Consider the following 15,782-nt stretch of genomic DNA (forward strand, 5'->3'; position numbering starts at 1 on the left):
GCCACCATGGCATCCACCCAGCCCGACCCGCTCACGGCAGCAGGCGCCGCGCGCCCCGCCGCGATCGACCCCGGCTCCATCTCGGCCCGTCTCGACCGCCTGCCGCCGACGCGTAGCGTCTGGAAGCTCGTCGTGCTGCTGAGCCTCGGCTTCTTCTTCGAGCTCTACGACCTGCTCTACAGCGGCTATGTCGCGCCCGGCCTCGTGAAAAGCGGCATCCTGTCCGCGACGACGCACGGCCTGTTCGGCACCACGGGCGTCGCGAGCTTCATCGCCGCGCTGTTCTCGGGACTCTTCATCGGCACGATCGCGTGCGGCTTCCTCGCCGACCGCTTCGGCCGCCGCGCGATCTTCACGTGGTCGCTGCTGTGGTACACGGCCGCCAACGTCGTGATGGCGTTCCAGGACACGGCCACAGGTCTGAACTTCTGGCGCTTCGTCGTCGGTCTCGGCCTCGGCGTCGAGATGGTCACGATCGGCACGTACATCTCCGAACTCGTGCCGAAGCAGATACGCGGCCGTGCGTTCGCGTGCGAGCAGGCAGTGGGGTTCGTCGCGGTGCCGGTGGTCGCGTTCCTCGCTTATCTGCTCGTGCCGCACGCGCCGTTCGGCCTCGACGGCTGGCGCTGGGTCGTGCTGATCGGCGCGCATGGCGCACTGTTCGTGTGGTGGATTCGCCGCGAATTGCCGGAAAGCCCGCGCTGGCTCGCGCAGCAGGGCCGGGTCGACGAAGCCGACGGCATCATGCGCGCGCTCGAGGCGAAGGTCGAGGCCGAATACGGGCGGCCGCTGCCGCCGCCCGCGCCGGCCGAACCCGTGCCGCCGCGCGGCAGCTTTCGCGACATGTGGGTGCCGCCGTATCGCAGCCGCACGATCATGATGACGATCTTCAACGTGTTCCAGACGGTCGGCTTCTACGGCTTCGCGAACTGGGTGCCGACGCTGCTGATCAAGCAGGGCATCACGATCACGTCGAGCCTGATGTATTCGAGCGTGATCGCGCTCGCGGCGCCGATCGGCCCGCTGATCGGCCTCGTGATCGCCGACCGCTTCGAGCGCAAGTCGGTGATCGTCGCGATGGCGGCGGCGATCGTCGTCTGCGGGCTGCTGTTCAGCCAAACGACGGTGGGCGCGTTCCTGATCGTGCTCGGCATCGGCCTCACGCTCGCGAGCAACATCATGTCGTACAGCTTCCACGCATACCAGGCCGAGTTGTTCCCGACGTCGATTCGCGCGCGGGCCGTCGGCTTCGTCTATTCGTGGAGCCGCTTCTCGGCGATCTTCTCGTCGTTCGTGATCGCCGCCGTACTGCGCGGTTTCGGCACGTTCGGCGTGTTCGCGTTCATCGCGGGCGCGATGGTGATCGTGATGGCCGCGATCGGGGGGATGGGGCCGCGCACGAAGGGCATCGCACTCGAAACCATCTCGAAGTAGTCGGCATCTGCGCATGCGTGTCGCACGGTTCGTGCGGCATGCGTGCGGTGCGGTTGCGTTCCGGTGTTCGCCATCGTCGAAATGATTTGGGATGCAAATCAACTGCGAGGCGATATCGGAACCGCATGAAACACGCAAGCGCGCCGAAAACATCCAACACGCCAGCCTGCCACGCAACGAAAGCTCAAGCGGCAGCGAGTTGAAACAAAGCGTGACGAAGCGCAATTACACGTAAAAGCGCGCTTCCGGTCGCTGCCGATTCGCGTATCGACGAGTAGAATGAAGGGCCTGACGACTCATTAGCCGCCATCGGAGCGCCCGCGTTGCACAGCGACGGCTCCGCCGCGAAGAGGCGTCGGCGCCGGGCGCGCACGATGCGCCGGACGTGTCGATGGCTTGCGCGGAAGATGCGCCGCTCGCACCAGCAGCATGCGGCGGCCGGATCGGCCGATGGCTTCGAACGTATGATTCTTGCCCCTCTGGCGCGGCGCTTTGCGAAGCCGCGTTGCCTCGAACGTGCAGCCGCCGCATACGTGTGGCTCGCTGTCGCGATGTCGATTTCCGTTCTCGCCGAGCAGCCTGCCTTTGCCGCGTCCGACGCTGCGCCGTCTTCGTCCACTGCGTTGCCGGCTTCAGCGGCGTCCCGCACGCCGCCGGCTTCATCTGCGCATGCAGTGTCGGGCGCATCGGCTGCCGCGCCAACATCCGCCGCGTCACACGCGAATCACGCGGAATCCGCGAGCGCAACATCGGGGGCATCCGCGGCTTCCGCCGCGTCGGCCGCCGCGCCCGCATCGGCCGCATCCGGCACGCCCGCCAGCGAGGCCGAGCCGCCTCCACCCACTCCGCCGCGCCGGCATCCGCCGCTGTCGGTCGAGGAGGCGCAAAACGCGACGACCCGTGCGCTCGACATGCGCAAGCGCTTCACGCAGGAAGTCACGCGACGTCTGAACGTGCCAGCGAACGAACAGCGCGCGTACGGGGACCGCCTTCAGAAAGCGCTCGCCGATGCGGATCTCGGCGATCTCGCCGGCGAATACGTCGTAATGGTCGATCGCGCGCCGAACGTGCAGGCGCTGTTCATCTATTTCCGCGCGACGCCGGCCAATGCGTGGTTGATGATCGGCGCATCGCCGGTCGGCACCGGGCTGCCGGGCCAGTACGACCATTTCCTGACACCGCTCGGCGTGTTTCATCACTCGCCCGACACGATGGATTTCCGCGCGGAAGGCACGACGAACGAGAACGGTATTCGCGGCTACGGCCACCGCGACATGCGCATCTACGACTTCGGCTGGGTGGATGGCGAGCGCGGCTGGGGCAAGGGTGGCGTGTCGCCGATGCGCTTCCAGATGCATGCGACCGACCCCGATCGGCTCGAAGCGCTGCTCGGCATCCGGCATTCGAAAGGCTGCGTGCGGATTCCCGCTTCGCTGAACACGTTCCTCGACCAGCACGGCCTGCTCGACGACGACTATCAGGCACGCGTCGAGGCCGGCAAGTCGTTGTGGGTGCTGCGTCGCGATCGCGACGTCACGCCGATCGCGGGCCGCTACCTGGTCGTGATCGATAGCGCCCGCAAGACTCGCCCGGCCTGGTCACCGATGCCGGGGCGCGGCGCGTGGTCGAAGCTGCCGAAGGGCGGCGACACGGCGGACTGAGCGCCGGTTCACCGACAGCGGAATGCGCAAGGATGAGAATAAATCCGTTTTATTGACATATAAGGAAAGCAAACTTTTATTATCCGATCCGGGTTCGTATAGTCGAGTCCAGTTTCGCGGAACCCTGCCGCGCCTGGACCACCACCGACCACACGACCCGCATGAAAACTCTCTACAAGCTCGCTCCGCTCGCGATGCTCGGCGCCTTCGCGACCCATGCCGGTGCGCAAAGCAGCATCACGCTGTACGGTCTCATCTCGGCCGGTGTCGGGTTCGCGACGAACCAGGGTGGCAAGAACGCGTGGCAGGCGTTGTCCGGCACGAACCAGAACCCGCGCTGGGGGCTGAAGGGCAAGGAGGATCTCGGGCAGGGGCTGTCCGCCGTCTTCCAGCTCGAGAACGGCTTCAACGTGATGACGGGCACGGCCGCGCAGAACGGTCGCGAGTTCGGGCGCATGGCGTACGTGGGGCTCGCCGACCGCACCTACGGTTCGCTGACGTTCGGTCGCCAGTACGATGCGATCCACGACTACATCGGGCCCGTGATCATCGCGAGCAACGGCGTGAACATCGGCGACAACGACAACGGCTACAACGACATCCGCGTGCAGAACTCGGTGAAGTACGTGAGCCCCGTCTACTACGGGCTGAAGTTCACCGCGCTGTACGGCTTCAGCAATACGACCGGTTTCGCGAACAATAGCGCGTACAGCTTCGGGCTCGGGTATGAGCGCGGCCCGCTGCGCTGGAGCGTGGTCTATGCGCAGTACAACCATCCGTACAGCGCGACGAACCAGAACGGCGCGATCGCGAACGACTATGCGTCGCCGCTGCTGATCTTCAGCAAGAGCGCGATGTCGCCGGCCGCATACGCAAGCCGGCAGCGGATCGCGGGCACGGGCGGCTTCTACACGATCGGCCGTGCGCAGTTCGCGGCGATGTTCACCGACGTGCGCTACGATTACCTCGACAATTCGCACCTGCACCTGCAGAACCTGGGCGTGAACGTCGTCTACACGATGACGCCGCAACTCTTTCTCGGCGCCGCGTATGCGTTCACGAACGGCAAGTACGACGTGATCGACAAGCGTCCGAAATGGCATCAGGTGAACCTGCAGGCCGATTACTTCCTGTCCAAACGCACCGACGTCGCGCTGACGGTGATCGCGCAGCAGGCGGCCGGCGACGCGGACCATGCGCAGATCTTCGCGTATGCGCGTTCGACCGGCACGCGCCAGATGATGGCGACGCTCGGCGTCCGGCACGTGTTCTGAGCGCCCGACCATGACCCATCCGATCGCCTCCCGCCGCACCTTCCTGAAACTGTCCGCCGCGCTGGCCGGCACCGCGTTGCTGCCCGAAACGGGCGCATTCGCGGCCGGCGGCGACGCCGCGCGCCGCACGGTGATCATCGACACCGATCCGGGGCAGGACGACGCCATCGCGATCCTGTTCGCGCTCGGCGCGCAGGACCGGCTCGACGTGCGCGCGCTGACGGCCGTGGCCGGCAACGTGCCGCTCGAGCTGACCGAACGCAATGCGCGGATCATCCGCGACTGGGCCGGCCGCACGAACGCGCTGCCGGTGTATGCGGGCTGCCCGCGGCCACTCGTGCGCGATCTCGTGACGGCCGCGAACGTGCACGGCAAGACCGGGCTCGAAGGCGTCGAACTGCATGCGCCGCGCGCGCCGCTCGCCGCCGGTCACGCGGTGTCGTACCTCGTCGATACGCTGAGCCGCGCGGAGCCGAACAGCGTGACGCTGTGTGCGCTCGGCCCGTTGACGAACCTCGCGACCGCGCTGGTCGAAGCACCGCAGATTCGCGCCGCGTTGCGCGACATCGTGCTGATGGGCGGCGCGTTTTTCGAGCGCGGCAACATCACGCCGGCCGCCGAGTTCAACATCTACGTCGATCCGCACGCGGCCGACGTGGTGTTCGGCAGCGGTGTGCCGATCGTCGTGCTGCCGCGCGACGTCGCGGTGAAGGCGTCGATCACGCCGGCGCGCGTCGCGCCGTTCCGTGCGCTCGGCAACCGCTGCGGCGCGATCGTCGCCGACATCATGGAGGCCGAGCTCGCCTACAACAAGAAGCGGCGCGGCGTTGAAGACGCGCCGATGTACGACCCGACGGCCGTCGGCTATCTCGTCGATCCGACGCTGTTCGGCGGCCGCAAGGTGAACGTGGTGGTCGAGACGACCGGGCAGTGGACGCTCGGCGAGACGATCGTCGACTGGAACGGGCGCAGCGGCCGTGCAGCGAATGCGACATGGATCAACGAGGTCGACGCGGACCGCTTCTACGCGACGCTCGTCGAGCGCATCGCGAAATTGCCCTGAGTGCGGGCGGCCGTGCGCGGCGAACGGAATCAGATGCGCTGCTCGATCCACTCGCGGCACGCGCGCACGTGCGGGCCGCGATCGTCGGTGGCGAGCGAGATCAGCGAGATCGCGCGCGTGACGCGCGGCTTGTCGACGCGCAGCGCGACGAGTTCGGGATCGTGCAGATGCATCGTGTAGAGGCTCGGCAGCACGGCGGTCGCGAGGCCGTTGCGCGCGAGCGCGTAGAGCGGCTCCGTGTATTCCATCCGGTACGTGACGTTCAGGCGCAGCTTTCCGGCGCCGCCGGTGCGATGCAGCGATTCGCTGACGCTGCCGCGCACGAACACCGCGAGATCGCGATCGGCGAGCTTCGCCCACGTGACGCTCTTCGCGCGGGCGAGCGGATCGTCGTGCCGCACGACGATCACGATCTCGTCCTCGAACAGCTGCCGGTAGCGCAGCGTGCCGTCGTCGCCGTCGGGTTCGCGCACGCCGATGCCGAGATCCGCGACGCCGTCGCGCACCGCTTCGACGAGCGCGCTGTTCGGCAAATCGGTGAGCGTGAAGCGCAACGTCGGGTGCGTGGCGCGCAGCGCGTTGAGCGCGGGCAGCAGGCGGCCCGCGACCGACGGGATGAACGCGATGCGCACGGTCTGGATGCGTTCGCCGATGAGCCGCGTCATGTCGTCGAAGGTGCCGCGCGCCTGATTGAGCAGGCGCTCGGCGAGCGGCAGCACGGCTTCGCCCGCGGCGGTCAGCGTGAGCCGGTGCGCGGTGCGTGCGAACAGGCGGCCACCGAGCAGGAACTCGATCTGGCGGATCGACGCGGTGAGCGCGGGCTGCGTGAGCGACAGCGCCTGCGCGGCTTGCGTGAAGCTGCGTGCGTGTGCAAGGACGACGAAGTGCTGGACCTGCCGCAGCGTGAGCGCGGGAAGCAGCGACGAGCGGTCGGACATCGGGCAATGACGGTCGGGATGCGGTACGCGGCAGTATAAGACCGCGCTGCACGACCCGACACAGGACAATATTCGGAATCACAGGAGAACCACCATGTCAGCGACTGACACGATGCCGGCGCGCGTGCCGGCCAACTGGCTCGAACGCCGCTTCGCGCTCGCCGCGCGCGGCACGAGCGTGCGCACCGAGACGATCGCGGGCGTCACGTCGTTTCTCGCGGCCGCGTACCTGCTCGTCGTGATCCCGTCGCTGCTCGCGACGGGCGGCATGGACCGCGGCGCGGCGACGACCGCGACGATCATCGTGTTCGTGCTGTTCACCACGCTGATGGGGTTCTACGCGAACCTGCCGTTCCTCGTCGGCCCCGGTATCGGCGGCTCGGTGATCATCGGCGTGACGCTCGCGACGACCGAGCACGTCGGCTGGCAGACGGGCCTGGGCATCGCATGCGTGTCGGGCGTGCTGTTCTTCCTGCTGACGATACTCGGCGCGCGCGGCGTCGTGGTGCGGCTGATTCCGGTGCAGATCAAACTCGGGCTCGGTGCGTCGATCGGGCTGTTCGTCACGATGCTCGGGCTGCGCAATGCGGGGATGGTCGTCGCGAACGCGAAGACCAACGCGTTCGCGCTCGGCGACTTCTCGCGGCCGGGCGCGTTGGTTGCGCTGATCGGCCTCGCGGTCGCGATCGTGCTGCAGGCGCGCAAGGTGCCCGGCGCGATCCTGATCGCGATCCTCGTCGCCGCCGCGGCCGGTGTGCCGCTCGGCGTCACGCACCTGCCCGCGTCGTTCATGTCGCTGCCGCACGGCATTGCGCCGATCGCGTTCAAGCTCGATATCGGCAGCGCGTTGAGCCTGGCCGCCGCGCCGTACCTGTTCGCATTCTTCGCGGCGGAATTCTTCTCGACGCTCGGCACCGCGCTTGCGGTCGGCGCGAAGGCGAACCTGCTCGACGAGCACGGCAACCTGCCGAACATCAACCGGCCGTTTCTAGTCGACTCGCTCGCCGCGACGCTCGGGCCCGTGTTCGGCATTCCCGCGCTGACCGCGCTGATCGAATCGGCAGCGGGCGTCGAGTCGGGCGGCCGCAGCGGGCTGTCGTCGGTGGCGGCGGCCGCGCTGTTCGCCGCGATGCTGCTGTTCGTGCCGGTCGCGCTCGCGATTCCGAAGGAGGCGACGGCGCCGGCGCTGATCCTGATCGGGCTGTCGATGTTCGCGACGATCCGCCATACGCATTTCGACGACTTCACCGATGCGCTGCCCGTGATGTCGATGGTGCTGCTCACGCTGATGTCGAACAGCTTCGGCACCGGCATCGCGGGCGGGCTGCTGTGCTACGTGCTCGTCAAGCTGCTGGCTGGGCGCTGGCGCGACGTGTCGTGGGGGCTCGTCGTGCTCGCGCTGCCGCTCGGTTATTACTTCTGGACCGTCGTGAAGCCGCACTGAGAGACGGCTTCGCGACGCAATGGCACTACCGAAAAAAGAGACTGACATGAAGGGAACACCAGGCAACGTCCCGGCCGCGCGCACGGGCATCGAGATCACGCCGGCCCATCGGGCCTTCTTCCGCGCGCTGCCGAAAGTCGAGCTGCATTGCCACCTGCTCGGCGCGGTGCGGCACGACACGTTCGTCGCGCTGGCCGAACGCAGCGGCGCGCCGATTGAACGCGCGGAGATCAACGCGTTCTACGCACGCGGCGAGAAACCGGTCGGCGTGCTGCACGTGCTGCGCGCGCTCGATAAATATCTGCTGACGCAACCCGACGACCTGCGGCGTATTACCTATGAGTATCTGGAAGACGCAGCCGCCCACAACGTGCGGCACGCGGAATTCTTCTGGAATCCGACGGGAACGGTGCGCGTGTCGGGCATCGCGTATGCGGATGCGCAGGCCGCGATCGTGACGGGAATTCGCGATGCCGCGCGCGATTTCGGAATCGGCGCGCGCGTGATTCCGAGCATCGACCGCGAGCAGGACCCCGACGAAGCGGTTGCGATCGTCGAGTGGATGAGCGCGCATCGCGCGGACGAAGTCGCGGGACTCGGTATCGATTATCGCGAGAACGACCGGCCGCCCGAGTTGTTCTGGAAGGCGTACCGCAGCGCGCGTGCGGTCGGCTTCCGCACGACTGCGCATGCGGGCGAGTTCGGGATGCCGTGGCGCAACGTCGAGACGGCCGTCGATCTGCTGCAGGTGGACCGCATTGATCACGGCTATACGATCGTCGACAACCCCGAGCTGTGCGCCCGCTATGCGGAGCGCGGCATCGTGTTTACCGTCGTGCCGACGAATTCGTATTACCTGCGCACGCTGCCGCCGGCGCAATGGGCCGAACTGCATCCGATGCGCAAGATGCCGGGGCTCGGGTTGAAGATCCATCCGAACACTGACGATCCGACGTTGCACAAGGTGAACCCTTCGGAAGCGTGGGAGCTGATGTTCAGCCATTTCGGCTTCACCGTGGCCGAGTTGAAGCAGTTCATGCTGAACGGGATCGACGGCGCGTGGGTCGATGACGCGACGAAGGCGGCGTGGCGTGCAGCGTGGGTGCCTGAATACGACGCGCTGGCCGCCACGCTCGCGGCCGGCTGAACGCGGTCGAGTGCCTCGCCGGCCGGTACGTCGCCGGGCCGGCGATTCATTCGAATCGGGAAGATAGTCGCGGTCGAAATCGGATAGCGTATTGCGCGCCGTCATGGTCGAACGATGACGGTGATGGTGCGCGGCGCAGGCGGCCACCGCCGGCGTCATCGCGTGCTTCTATAATGGGCGCCGACACGATCACGGCAACAATAATAACGAGGGCGACCCTTCCGATGGGCAATCGAGCATGGCTTTATCTCCAGCCAGGTAATGGCGACGACGCGCGAACGATCGAGTTCGCGGAATCCAATAATCACTTTCCGCTGCTGTGGCGCGTGCTGTTGGCCGACGGCGGCGCGGGCGACGCGATTACCGATCAACGCGTGTTCGGCGATGCCGGCACGCCGAATCTCATGAGCGATGCACGCGCCGCGCTTGCGCGCCTCAGCCGGCTCGCGGCGTTCGTCACCGCGTATCCACTGCCGGGCGACGATCCGGCGCTCGCGCGCCAGTTCGATGCGGTCGTGCGTCATCTCGGCGAGTCGATCGATGCGCTCGGCGACGCGCACGGCGCGGCCCGGCTATCCGCGAACCTCGACGAACTGTCATGGCTCGACGACGGCGATCCGAACGACTACATCGACGAGGAACGCGATGCGTGCACGCGCCTGTGGTGGCAGGTCGCGAACTGCATGGACTTCCGCGACGTGCGCGGCGTGCGCGATGCACTCGAGATCGATACGCCCGCTGACTGGGGCGACTGGGCGTGGGGCTTCGGATTCGGCGGCGTGTCGCATCATTATTTCCGGCGGCAGAATCCGCCGCGCCGCGTGACGTTCGCCGAGATGTTCGACGCCGGTGAGCTGCACGGCAACTGGCTCGATCACGACACGTTCAGCTTTCGCGGAAGCAACGGCCTGTGGGGCGTGCGGCGTGAAACCGACGACGCGTGGGACGTGATCGTGCCGCCCGAGTGGACGAACCTGTGGGCCAGTGGCGCGCGTGACGACCGGTTGTTGTGGGCCGCGCGCGACGGCAAGGTCGGCCTGCTGCTTGCCGATGGGGACGTCGAGGGCGACGGTGTCAGGATCGTGCGCGAACCGGCGTTCGACGCGGTGTGGGATTTCAGCGGCGACGTCGCCTGCGTGCGCGTGGGCGAGCGGTTCGGGCTCGTGCGCACGGACGGGGCGTGGGTACTCGAACCGACGCTCGACGATTTCGGCGAGTTCACCGGCGGTGTCGCGTCGGCGAGCCTGAATGGCCGCTGGGGCTTCGTCGATACGCATGGCGCGTGGACGATTCCGCCGCGTTTCGACGACGCGCACGAATTCGTGAACGGCGCCGTCGCGGCGGCAGCCGAAGGCGAGCGATGGGGGCTGATCGGGCGCGACGGGCAATGGCGCGCACAGCCCGAGTGGGCGTCGCTCGAATGGTCGTCCGAGTGCGGCGCGTTCGTCGCGCGGCGTAACGGTCACGTCGGTCTCGTCGATGCGAAAGGCCGGGTGATCGTCGAACCGCATTACGCGGAAGTTGCACCGCTGACCGGCGGCGAACACGCGGAAATGTTCGATGAGCTCGGCACGATCCGCCATATCGTGCGGCGCGACGACGGCCGTTGCGCGATCGTCGACGGGCAGGGCCGCGTGCTCACGCCGTTCGACTTCGTCAACATGGGCGCGCTGTCGTGGCTGCCCGACGACGAAGCGGTGCCGGGCGAGCTGTTCACGCGTTACGCGATCGGCGGCCTGCCGGGCGAGCCGGTGCAACTGGCGATCTGCGATCTCGAGACGGGCGCGACGATCGCGCAGGGGCGCTACGACGACGTGGCCGGCCTGTTCTGGGGCGCCGATCATGGCTGGCTCGCCAGCGTGCAGGACGACGACGGCCACGACGTGCGCGCGACGGTATTGCGCGCGGACGGCACCGTGCTGCATCCGGCGCGTTACACGCGAATCGGCGACGATGCGCTGTTCGACGACGATCGTGACGACGATGCACGGCATGCGACGTTGATGCCGTGGTTCGTTCGCCGTGTCGAGATCGCGCAGCGCTGGCGCATGGATGAACCGGTCGCCGCATTGCGCGATGACGGCGTTCCCGTGTGGCTGTACGCGGATGGGCACGCGACGACGACGCTGCGGTAGCCCGGAGCGCCGCCGGCACGTTTAGCGAAAGAACCTCAACCAGTCGAACAGGCCCGAATGCGGCGGTGCGCGTCGCTTCGGCGCCGGCGCGCTGCGCGGCCGGAAGTCGGGCGAGAACTGCACGTGCGGATCGATCGCCCGCGCGCGCAGCGCCGCATCGTAGAACGACCCGACGATCGGCAGCGCGCTGTGCGCGCCCGCGCCCCAGTAGTCGCTGCGCAGCGTCACGCTGCCGTCGTCGAAGCCGACCCATGCGCCGGCCACCAGTTGCGGATGCATCAGGATGAACCAGCCGTCCGTGTTGTCCTGCGTCGTGCCGGTCTTGCCCGCGACGTCGATCCGGATCCCGTAGCGCGAGCGGATGTCCGCGCCGGTCCCGTAATCGACGACGCCGCGCATTGCGTCGACCAGCGTCTGCGCGGCAGGCGCGGGCAACGCGCGTTCCGGCGGCGCGCTGCCGAACGCGGCGAGCACCCGGCCGTTGCGATCCTCGATGCGCGTGATCATCTGCGGCGCGACGTACACGCCGCGGTTCGCGATCGTGCCGTACGCGGACACCATCTCTTTCAGCGTGACGGGGCTCGTGCCGAGCGCGAGCGACGGCACCGCATCGAGCGGGCTGTCGCGTACGCCCATCGCGCGGGCGAGCTGAGCGACCTTCGCGGCGCCTTCGTGCTGCATGACCTGCGCCGTGATGCGGTTGCGCGACAGCGCGAGCGCGTCGCGCAGCGTCATCGGCTCGCCGGTCGGCGGTTCCGCATCGGTCGGATGCCACACGGCGCGGCCGTCGATCGGGATCGCGACGGGGCGGTCGACGAAGGTATCGCCCGGCCGCATCCCGTCCGCGAACGCGGCGCCATAGACGAACGGCTTGAACGTCGAACCCGGCTGGCGCCGCGCCTGTACCACGTGATCGAATGGCTCGCTGCCGAAATCCGGGCTGCCGACCCACGCGCGGATCGCACCGTTGCGCGGATCGATCGCGACGAAGCCGGCCTGCACCTGCGTCTTGCGCTCGCACAGCGTGCGCATGAATTCGCGATTCGCGCCGAGCTGCTTCAGCGCGAGCACATCGGTGAGCCCCGTGTCGCGCGCCTGGCGATACTCGGGCGTCTGCCGCATGAAGCCGACGAACAGGTCGTTGCGCAGCCCGCAACCGGACGGCCCGCGCCATGCGCCGTCGGCGATCGCCTGCAGTCGTTCGGTCTGCCGCGTCAGCGCCTGCGTGGCCATGTCCTGCAGCCGTGCATCGAGCGTCGTGCGCACGACGAGGCCGTCCGCGTACAGATCGTAGTTGTTGCGGTCGGCCCATGCGATCAGCCACTTGCGCAGTTGCACCGCGAAATGCGGCGCGAGGCCCGGCTGCGCGGTCTGCGGTTCGAAGTCGACGTGCAGCGGCCGGCGCTGCAGTTTCGCGAGCTGCTGCGGCGACAGCATGCCCATCTGCGCCATCCGGCCGAGCACGATGTTGCGCCGCTGGACCGCGCGGTCCGGATTCAGCACCGGGTTGTAGTAGCTGTTGCCCTTCAGCATCCCGACGAGCGTCGCGCTTTCCGTAATGTCGAGCTGATCGGCCGATTTGCCGAAGTACGTGCGCGCGGCCATTTCGACGCCGTACGCGTTGTACAGGAACGGCACGGTGTTCAGGTAGGTTTCGAGGATCTCGTCCTTGCTGTACACCGCTTCGATCTTGAACGCGGTGATCAGCTCCTTCAGCTTGCGCGTGAGCGTCGGCGCGCGGCCGACTTCGTCGGGATACAGATTGCGCGCGAGCTGCTGCGTGATCGTCGAGCCGCCCTGGCGGTCGCCCGAGAACGTATGCAGCCCGGCCGCGAGCGTGCGGCGCCAGTCGATGCCGTGATGCGCGTAGAAGCGGTGATCCTCGGTCGCGATCAGCGCATCGACCATATGCGGCGAGATCTGCTTGAGCGGCACCCATTCACGGTTCACGGGCCGGAATTCGGCGATCAGCTGGCCGTCGGCCGACAGCACGCGCGCGGGGCGGTCGATGCGCGCCTTGCGGATGTCGCCGATGCTCGGCGTGAACGGAACGAACGCGAGCAGCACCAGCAGGCCGAGCACCGGGATCGCGGCGAGCGTCAGCGCGACGCCGCGCCGGGTCGGATGGCGCAGGCGATGCAGCGCGCCCGCGCCCAGCGCGCGGACGCGCGTGCGGCACGCGGCGGCGAGCGGCGCGACACGGGCGCGGCAACGAAGCCACGCATCTCGGAGAAACGGCACGAAGCGATTCAAGGCGGCAGGAGCGCGGAGGGAAGACGCGCGATCCTAGCAAACGGAACCCGGGCGCCGGTGCCCGAAACGGCCGTTTGCTTGCAGGATTTACAGACGATTACGTTTGTTGCCCCCCGCGAACCTTTTACCGCGCGCGGGGCCGCTATTCCGCCGACGAAACGACGTCCGCGAGCCGCTGCGCGGCCGCTTCCATCTGCGCACGGTCGAACCCGCCGAAGCCGAGCACGAGCCCGGCGCGCGCCGTGCCGGGCGCGAACATCGGCGACACCGCACGCACCGCGACACCGGCCCGGGCGGCGCGCGCGACCACGTCGAGATCGTCGATCCCTTGCGCGAGCCACAGGACGACGTGCATCCCCTGGTCGCCCGGCTGTACCCACGCGCGTTCGCGCGGCAGGCGCGCGCCGAGCGTGTCGATCAGCAGCGCGCGCTGTTCCGCATAGACGCCGCGCACGCGACGGATGTGGCGATCGAGATGACCTTCGGCGATGAACGCGGCGAGCACGTGCTGGTCGGCGGTGGGCGCATGGCGGTCCATCAGCACGCGCGCGCCGCAGAACGCGGGTACGAGATCGTCGGGGGCGATCACGTAGCCGAGCCGCAGCGACGGAAACAGGATCTTGCTGAAGGTGCCGAGATAGATCACGCGGTCGGGCGCGAGACCTTGCAGCGACGGGAACGGATAGCCTTCGTAGCGCAATTCGCTGTCGTAGTCGTCTTCGACGACCCAGGCGCGATGCGCGCGCGCCCATGCCAGCAGCGCATTGCGCCGCGCCATGCTCAACGGCATGCCGAGCGGGTACTGGTGCGACGGCGTGACGAATGCGGCGCGCGCATCGGGGGCGACGCGGATGCCGGCGTCGACGTCGAGGCCGTCCGCGTCGACCGGCACGCGCACCATCGCATCGCGCCGCCCGGTGCTGTCGAGCAGCGCGGTGATGCCGCGATAGGCCGGATTCTCGACCCACGCGCGGTCGTGTGCGCCGAGCAGCACCTGGCTCGCGAGATGCAGCCCTTGCTGCGTGCCGCTCGTGATCACGACCTGGCTCGCATCGCAGCGCACCGAGCGCGACCGGCGCACGTAATCGGCGATCGCTTCGCGCAGCGGCAGCGCGCCTTGCGGGTCGGCATAGCCGGACGGCGCGCCGGCGCCGCGGGCGCGCAGGCGATTGCCGAGCCGGCGCCAGATGTCGTCGGGCGCGGTGAGGCCGACCGGCACCGAGATCGCGAACGGCATGGCCGGCAGCGGACTGAATTCGCGGGCGATCCGCGCGAAGGTGGCGGCCGGCTCGGGCAGGCCGTTGCGCGCCGGGTGCTGGCGGCTGTCAGCGGGAGCGGGTTCGTCGACGGGCGGCGGTTCCGCGAGTGCGTTCGCGACCCGCGTGCCCGCGCCGCCGCGCGATTCGAGAAAGCCTTCGGCGATGAGTTGCGCATACGCGTCGACGACGGTACCGCGGGCGACCTGCAGCGATGCCGCCAGCAACCGCGTGGACGGCAGCGCGTCGCCGGGCCGGACGTCGCCGCGGCGCACCGCGTCGCGCAGCGCCTGCGCGAGCTGGCGGCTCAGGTCGCCGGCCGCGCGGTCGAGCGCGCCGAGCGACGGGATTTCGACGATCCGGGCCGTTCTTGCCATGATTCTGGTCTGCTAAAATTGTTTCAAACCGGCTCTACAGCATAAACCAGTTTCGGCTCACAATCGGCGCATGACGGGCCTGCGCCCGCGCCATTTCCCACCCCGCACCACCGTGGAGCCGACATGTACGTCCCCGCCGATTTCAACGAACCCAATCCCGACGTGCTGCGCGAACTGATCGTGCAGCACCCGTTCGGCAGCCTGATCACGCACGGCAGGAGCGGGCTCGACGCGAACCACCTTCCGTTCGAGCTGATGCCCGACGACGGCGGGCTCGGCGAACTGCATGCGCACGTCGCGCGCGCGAATCCGGTCTGGCAGGACGTCGCGGACGGCGACGAGGTGCTCGTGATCTTCCGCGCCGGCGACGCGTACATTTCGCCGAACGGGTATCCGAGCAAGCACGTCGCGCACCGGCAGGTGCCGACGTGGAACTACCGCGTCGTGCATGCGTACGGCCGCATCACGGTGCGCGACGACGAGAAGTTCGTGCGCGGCGTGGTCGCACGGCTGACGCGCACGCACGAGGCGTCGCAGCCGGTGCCGTGGAAGATGGGCGACGCGCCGAAGGACTATATCGACACGATGCTGCAATCGATCGTCGGGCTGCAGATCGAGATCACGCGGTTCGTCGGCAAGCGCAAGCTCGGGCAGAACAAGGCCGAGGCCGATATCCGCGGCGCCGGCGAAGCGCTGGTCGCGGACGGGAAGCGCGCGATCGGGGAAGCGATGCTGGCCGAAGCCGACGCGAAGCGCACTTGAGCGTATGAGAGCCACGGCGTGCGGGCGAGCATCGCGCC

General features: G+C 68.2%; 11 protein-coding genes. 8 read left to right on the top strand and 3 right to left on the bottom strand.

The window, feature by feature from the left end; genetic code table 11:
• The first annotated feature begins 6 nt into the window (after positions 1–6).
• The 4 genes from KR541_RS22030 (at position 7) to KR541_RS22045 (ending at position 5,432) form a co-directional block, all read left to right on the top strand.
• The gene (locus tag KR541_RS22030; RefSeq protein ID WP_050016278.1) at positions 7–1,434 is read left to right on the top strand and encodes an MFS transporter; all 1,428 of its coding nucleotides are present in this window, start codon (positions 7–9) and stop codon (positions 1,432–1,434) included.
• 374 nt (positions 1,435–1,808) lie between these two features.
• Positions 1,809–3,095 carry a L,D-transpeptidase gene (locus KR541_RS22035; RefSeq protein WP_080334347.1) on the top strand — a complete coding sequence of 429 codons (1,287 nt, stop codon included), beginning with the start codon at positions 1,809–1,811 and terminating at the stop codon, positions 3,093–3,095.
• A 161-nt stretch (positions 3,096–3,256) separates the two neighbouring features.
• Positions 3,257–4,369, top strand: a complete 1,113-nt coding sequence (locus tag KR541_RS22040) for a porin (RefSeq protein WP_089489679.1) — start codon at positions 3,257–3,259, stop codon at positions 4,367–4,369.
• 10 nt (positions 4,370–4,379) lie between these two features.
• Positions 4,380–5,432 (top strand): nucleoside hydrolase, encoded by a 1,053-nt coding sequence (locus tag KR541_RS22045; protein ID WP_089489678.1) that lies wholly within the window; start codon positions 4,380–4,382, stop codon positions 5,430–5,432.
• 29 nt (positions 5,433–5,461) lie between these two features.
• Here the strand turns inward: KR541_RS22045 and KR541_RS22050 are convergent, their stop codons facing one another.
• Positions 5,462–6,370, bottom strand: a complete 909-nt coding sequence (locus KR541_RS22050) for a LysR family transcriptional regulator (RefSeq protein ID WP_216089784.1) — start codon at positions 6,368–6,370, stop codon at positions 5,462–5,464.
• 94 nt (positions 6,371–6,464) lie between these two features.
• Here KR541_RS22050 and KR541_RS22055 point away from each other — a divergent pair, with 94 nt between their 5' ends.
• The 3 genes from KR541_RS22055 (at position 6,465) to KR541_RS22065 (ending at position 11,096) form a co-directional block, all read left to right on the top strand.
• Positions 6,465–7,814 (top strand): NCS2 family permease, encoded by a 1,350-nt coding sequence (locus tag KR541_RS22055; protein WP_050016264.1) that lies wholly within the window; start codon positions 6,465–6,467, stop codon positions 7,812–7,814.
• 46 nt (positions 7,815–7,860) lie between these two features.
• Positions 7,861–8,961: an adenosine deaminase gene (add, locus tag KR541_RS22060; RefSeq protein WP_213346207.1), complete on the top strand. Its 1,101-nt coding sequence runs from the start codon at positions 7,861–7,863 to the stop codon at positions 8,959–8,961.
• 173 nt (positions 8,962–9,134) lie between these two features.
• Positions 9,135–11,096 (top strand): WG repeat-containing protein, encoded by a 1,962-nt coding sequence (locus tag KR541_RS22065; protein WP_239468940.1) that lies wholly within the window; start codon positions 9,135–9,137, stop codon positions 11,094–11,096.
• A gap of 21 nt (positions 11,097–11,117) precedes the next feature.
• Here KR541_RS22065 and KR541_RS22070 read toward each other — a convergent pair whose 3' ends face one another.
• Both KR541_RS22070 and pdxR read right to left on the bottom strand, forming a co-directional pair.
• Positions 11,118–13,349, bottom strand: a complete 2,232-nt coding sequence (locus KR541_RS22070) for a penicillin-binding protein 1A (RefSeq protein ID WP_050016254.1) — start codon at positions 13,347–13,349, stop codon at positions 11,118–11,120.
• Between the two features lie 142 nt (positions 13,350–13,491).
• Entirely contained in the window at positions 13,492–14,982 is a 1,491-nt protein-coding gene (gene pdxR / locus KR541_RS22075) for a MocR-like pyridoxine biosynthesis transcription factor PdxR (protein ID WP_209939564.1), read from the bottom strand.
• A 123-nt stretch (positions 14,983–15,105) separates the two neighbouring features.
• On the opposite strand from pdxR, the gene KR541_RS22080 reads away from it, so the two are divergent.
• Positions 15,106–15,744 carry an FMN-binding negative transcriptional regulator gene (locus KR541_RS22080; RefSeq protein ID WP_050016249.1) on the top strand — a complete coding sequence of 213 codons (639 nt, stop codon included), beginning with the start codon at positions 15,106–15,108 and terminating at the stop codon, positions 15,742–15,744.
• Positions 15,745–15,782: the final 38 nt, after the last annotated feature.

Origin of the sequence: Burkholderia sola, assembly GCF_905400185.1 — a bacterium.
Classification (GTDB): Bacteria; Pseudomonadota; Gammaproteobacteria; order Burkholderiales; family Burkholderiaceae; genus Burkholderia; species Burkholderia sola.

What these genes read in the sequence shown, in the direction of transcription:
- add (WP_213346207.1), top strand. Translation starts at nt 7,861, where the DNA reads ATGAAGGGAACACCAGGCAACGTCCCGGCCGCGCGCACGGGCATCGAG.
- pdxR (WP_209939564.1), bottom strand. Translation starts at nt 14,982, where the DNA reads ATGGCAAGAACGGCCCGGATCGTCGAAATCCCGTCGCTCGGCGCGCTC.
- KR541_RS22035 (WP_080334347.1), top strand. Translation starts at nt 1,809, where the DNA reads ATGCGCCGGACGTGTCGATGGCTTGCGCGGAAGATGCGCCGCTCGCAC.
- KR541_RS22050 (WP_216089784.1), bottom strand. Translation starts at nt 6,370, where the DNA reads ATGTCCGACCGCTCGTCGCTGCTTCCCGCGCTCACGCTGCGGCAGGTC.
- KR541_RS22040 (WP_089489679.1), top strand. Translation starts at nt 3,257, where the DNA reads ATGAAAACTCTCTACAAGCTCGCTCCGCTCGCGATGCTCGGCGCCTTC.
- KR541_RS22055 (WP_050016264.1), top strand. Translation starts at nt 6,465, where the DNA reads ATGTCAGCGACTGACACGATGCCGGCGCGCGTGCCGGCCAACTGGCTC.
- KR541_RS22080 (WP_050016249.1), top strand. Translation starts at nt 15,106, where the DNA reads ATGTACGTCCCCGCCGATTTCAACGAACCCAATCCCGACGTGCTGCGC.
- KR541_RS22045 (WP_089489678.1), top strand. Translation starts at nt 4,380, where the DNA reads ATGACCCATCCGATCGCCTCCCGCCGCACCTTCCTGAAACTGTCCGCC.
- KR541_RS22030 (WP_050016278.1), top strand. Translation starts at nt 7, where the DNA reads ATGGCATCCACCCAGCCCGACCCGCTCACGGCAGCAGGCGCCGCGCGC.
- KR541_RS22065 (WP_239468940.1), top strand. Translation starts at nt 9,135, where the DNA reads ATGGGCGCCGACACGATCACGGCAACAATAATAACGAGGGCGACCCTT.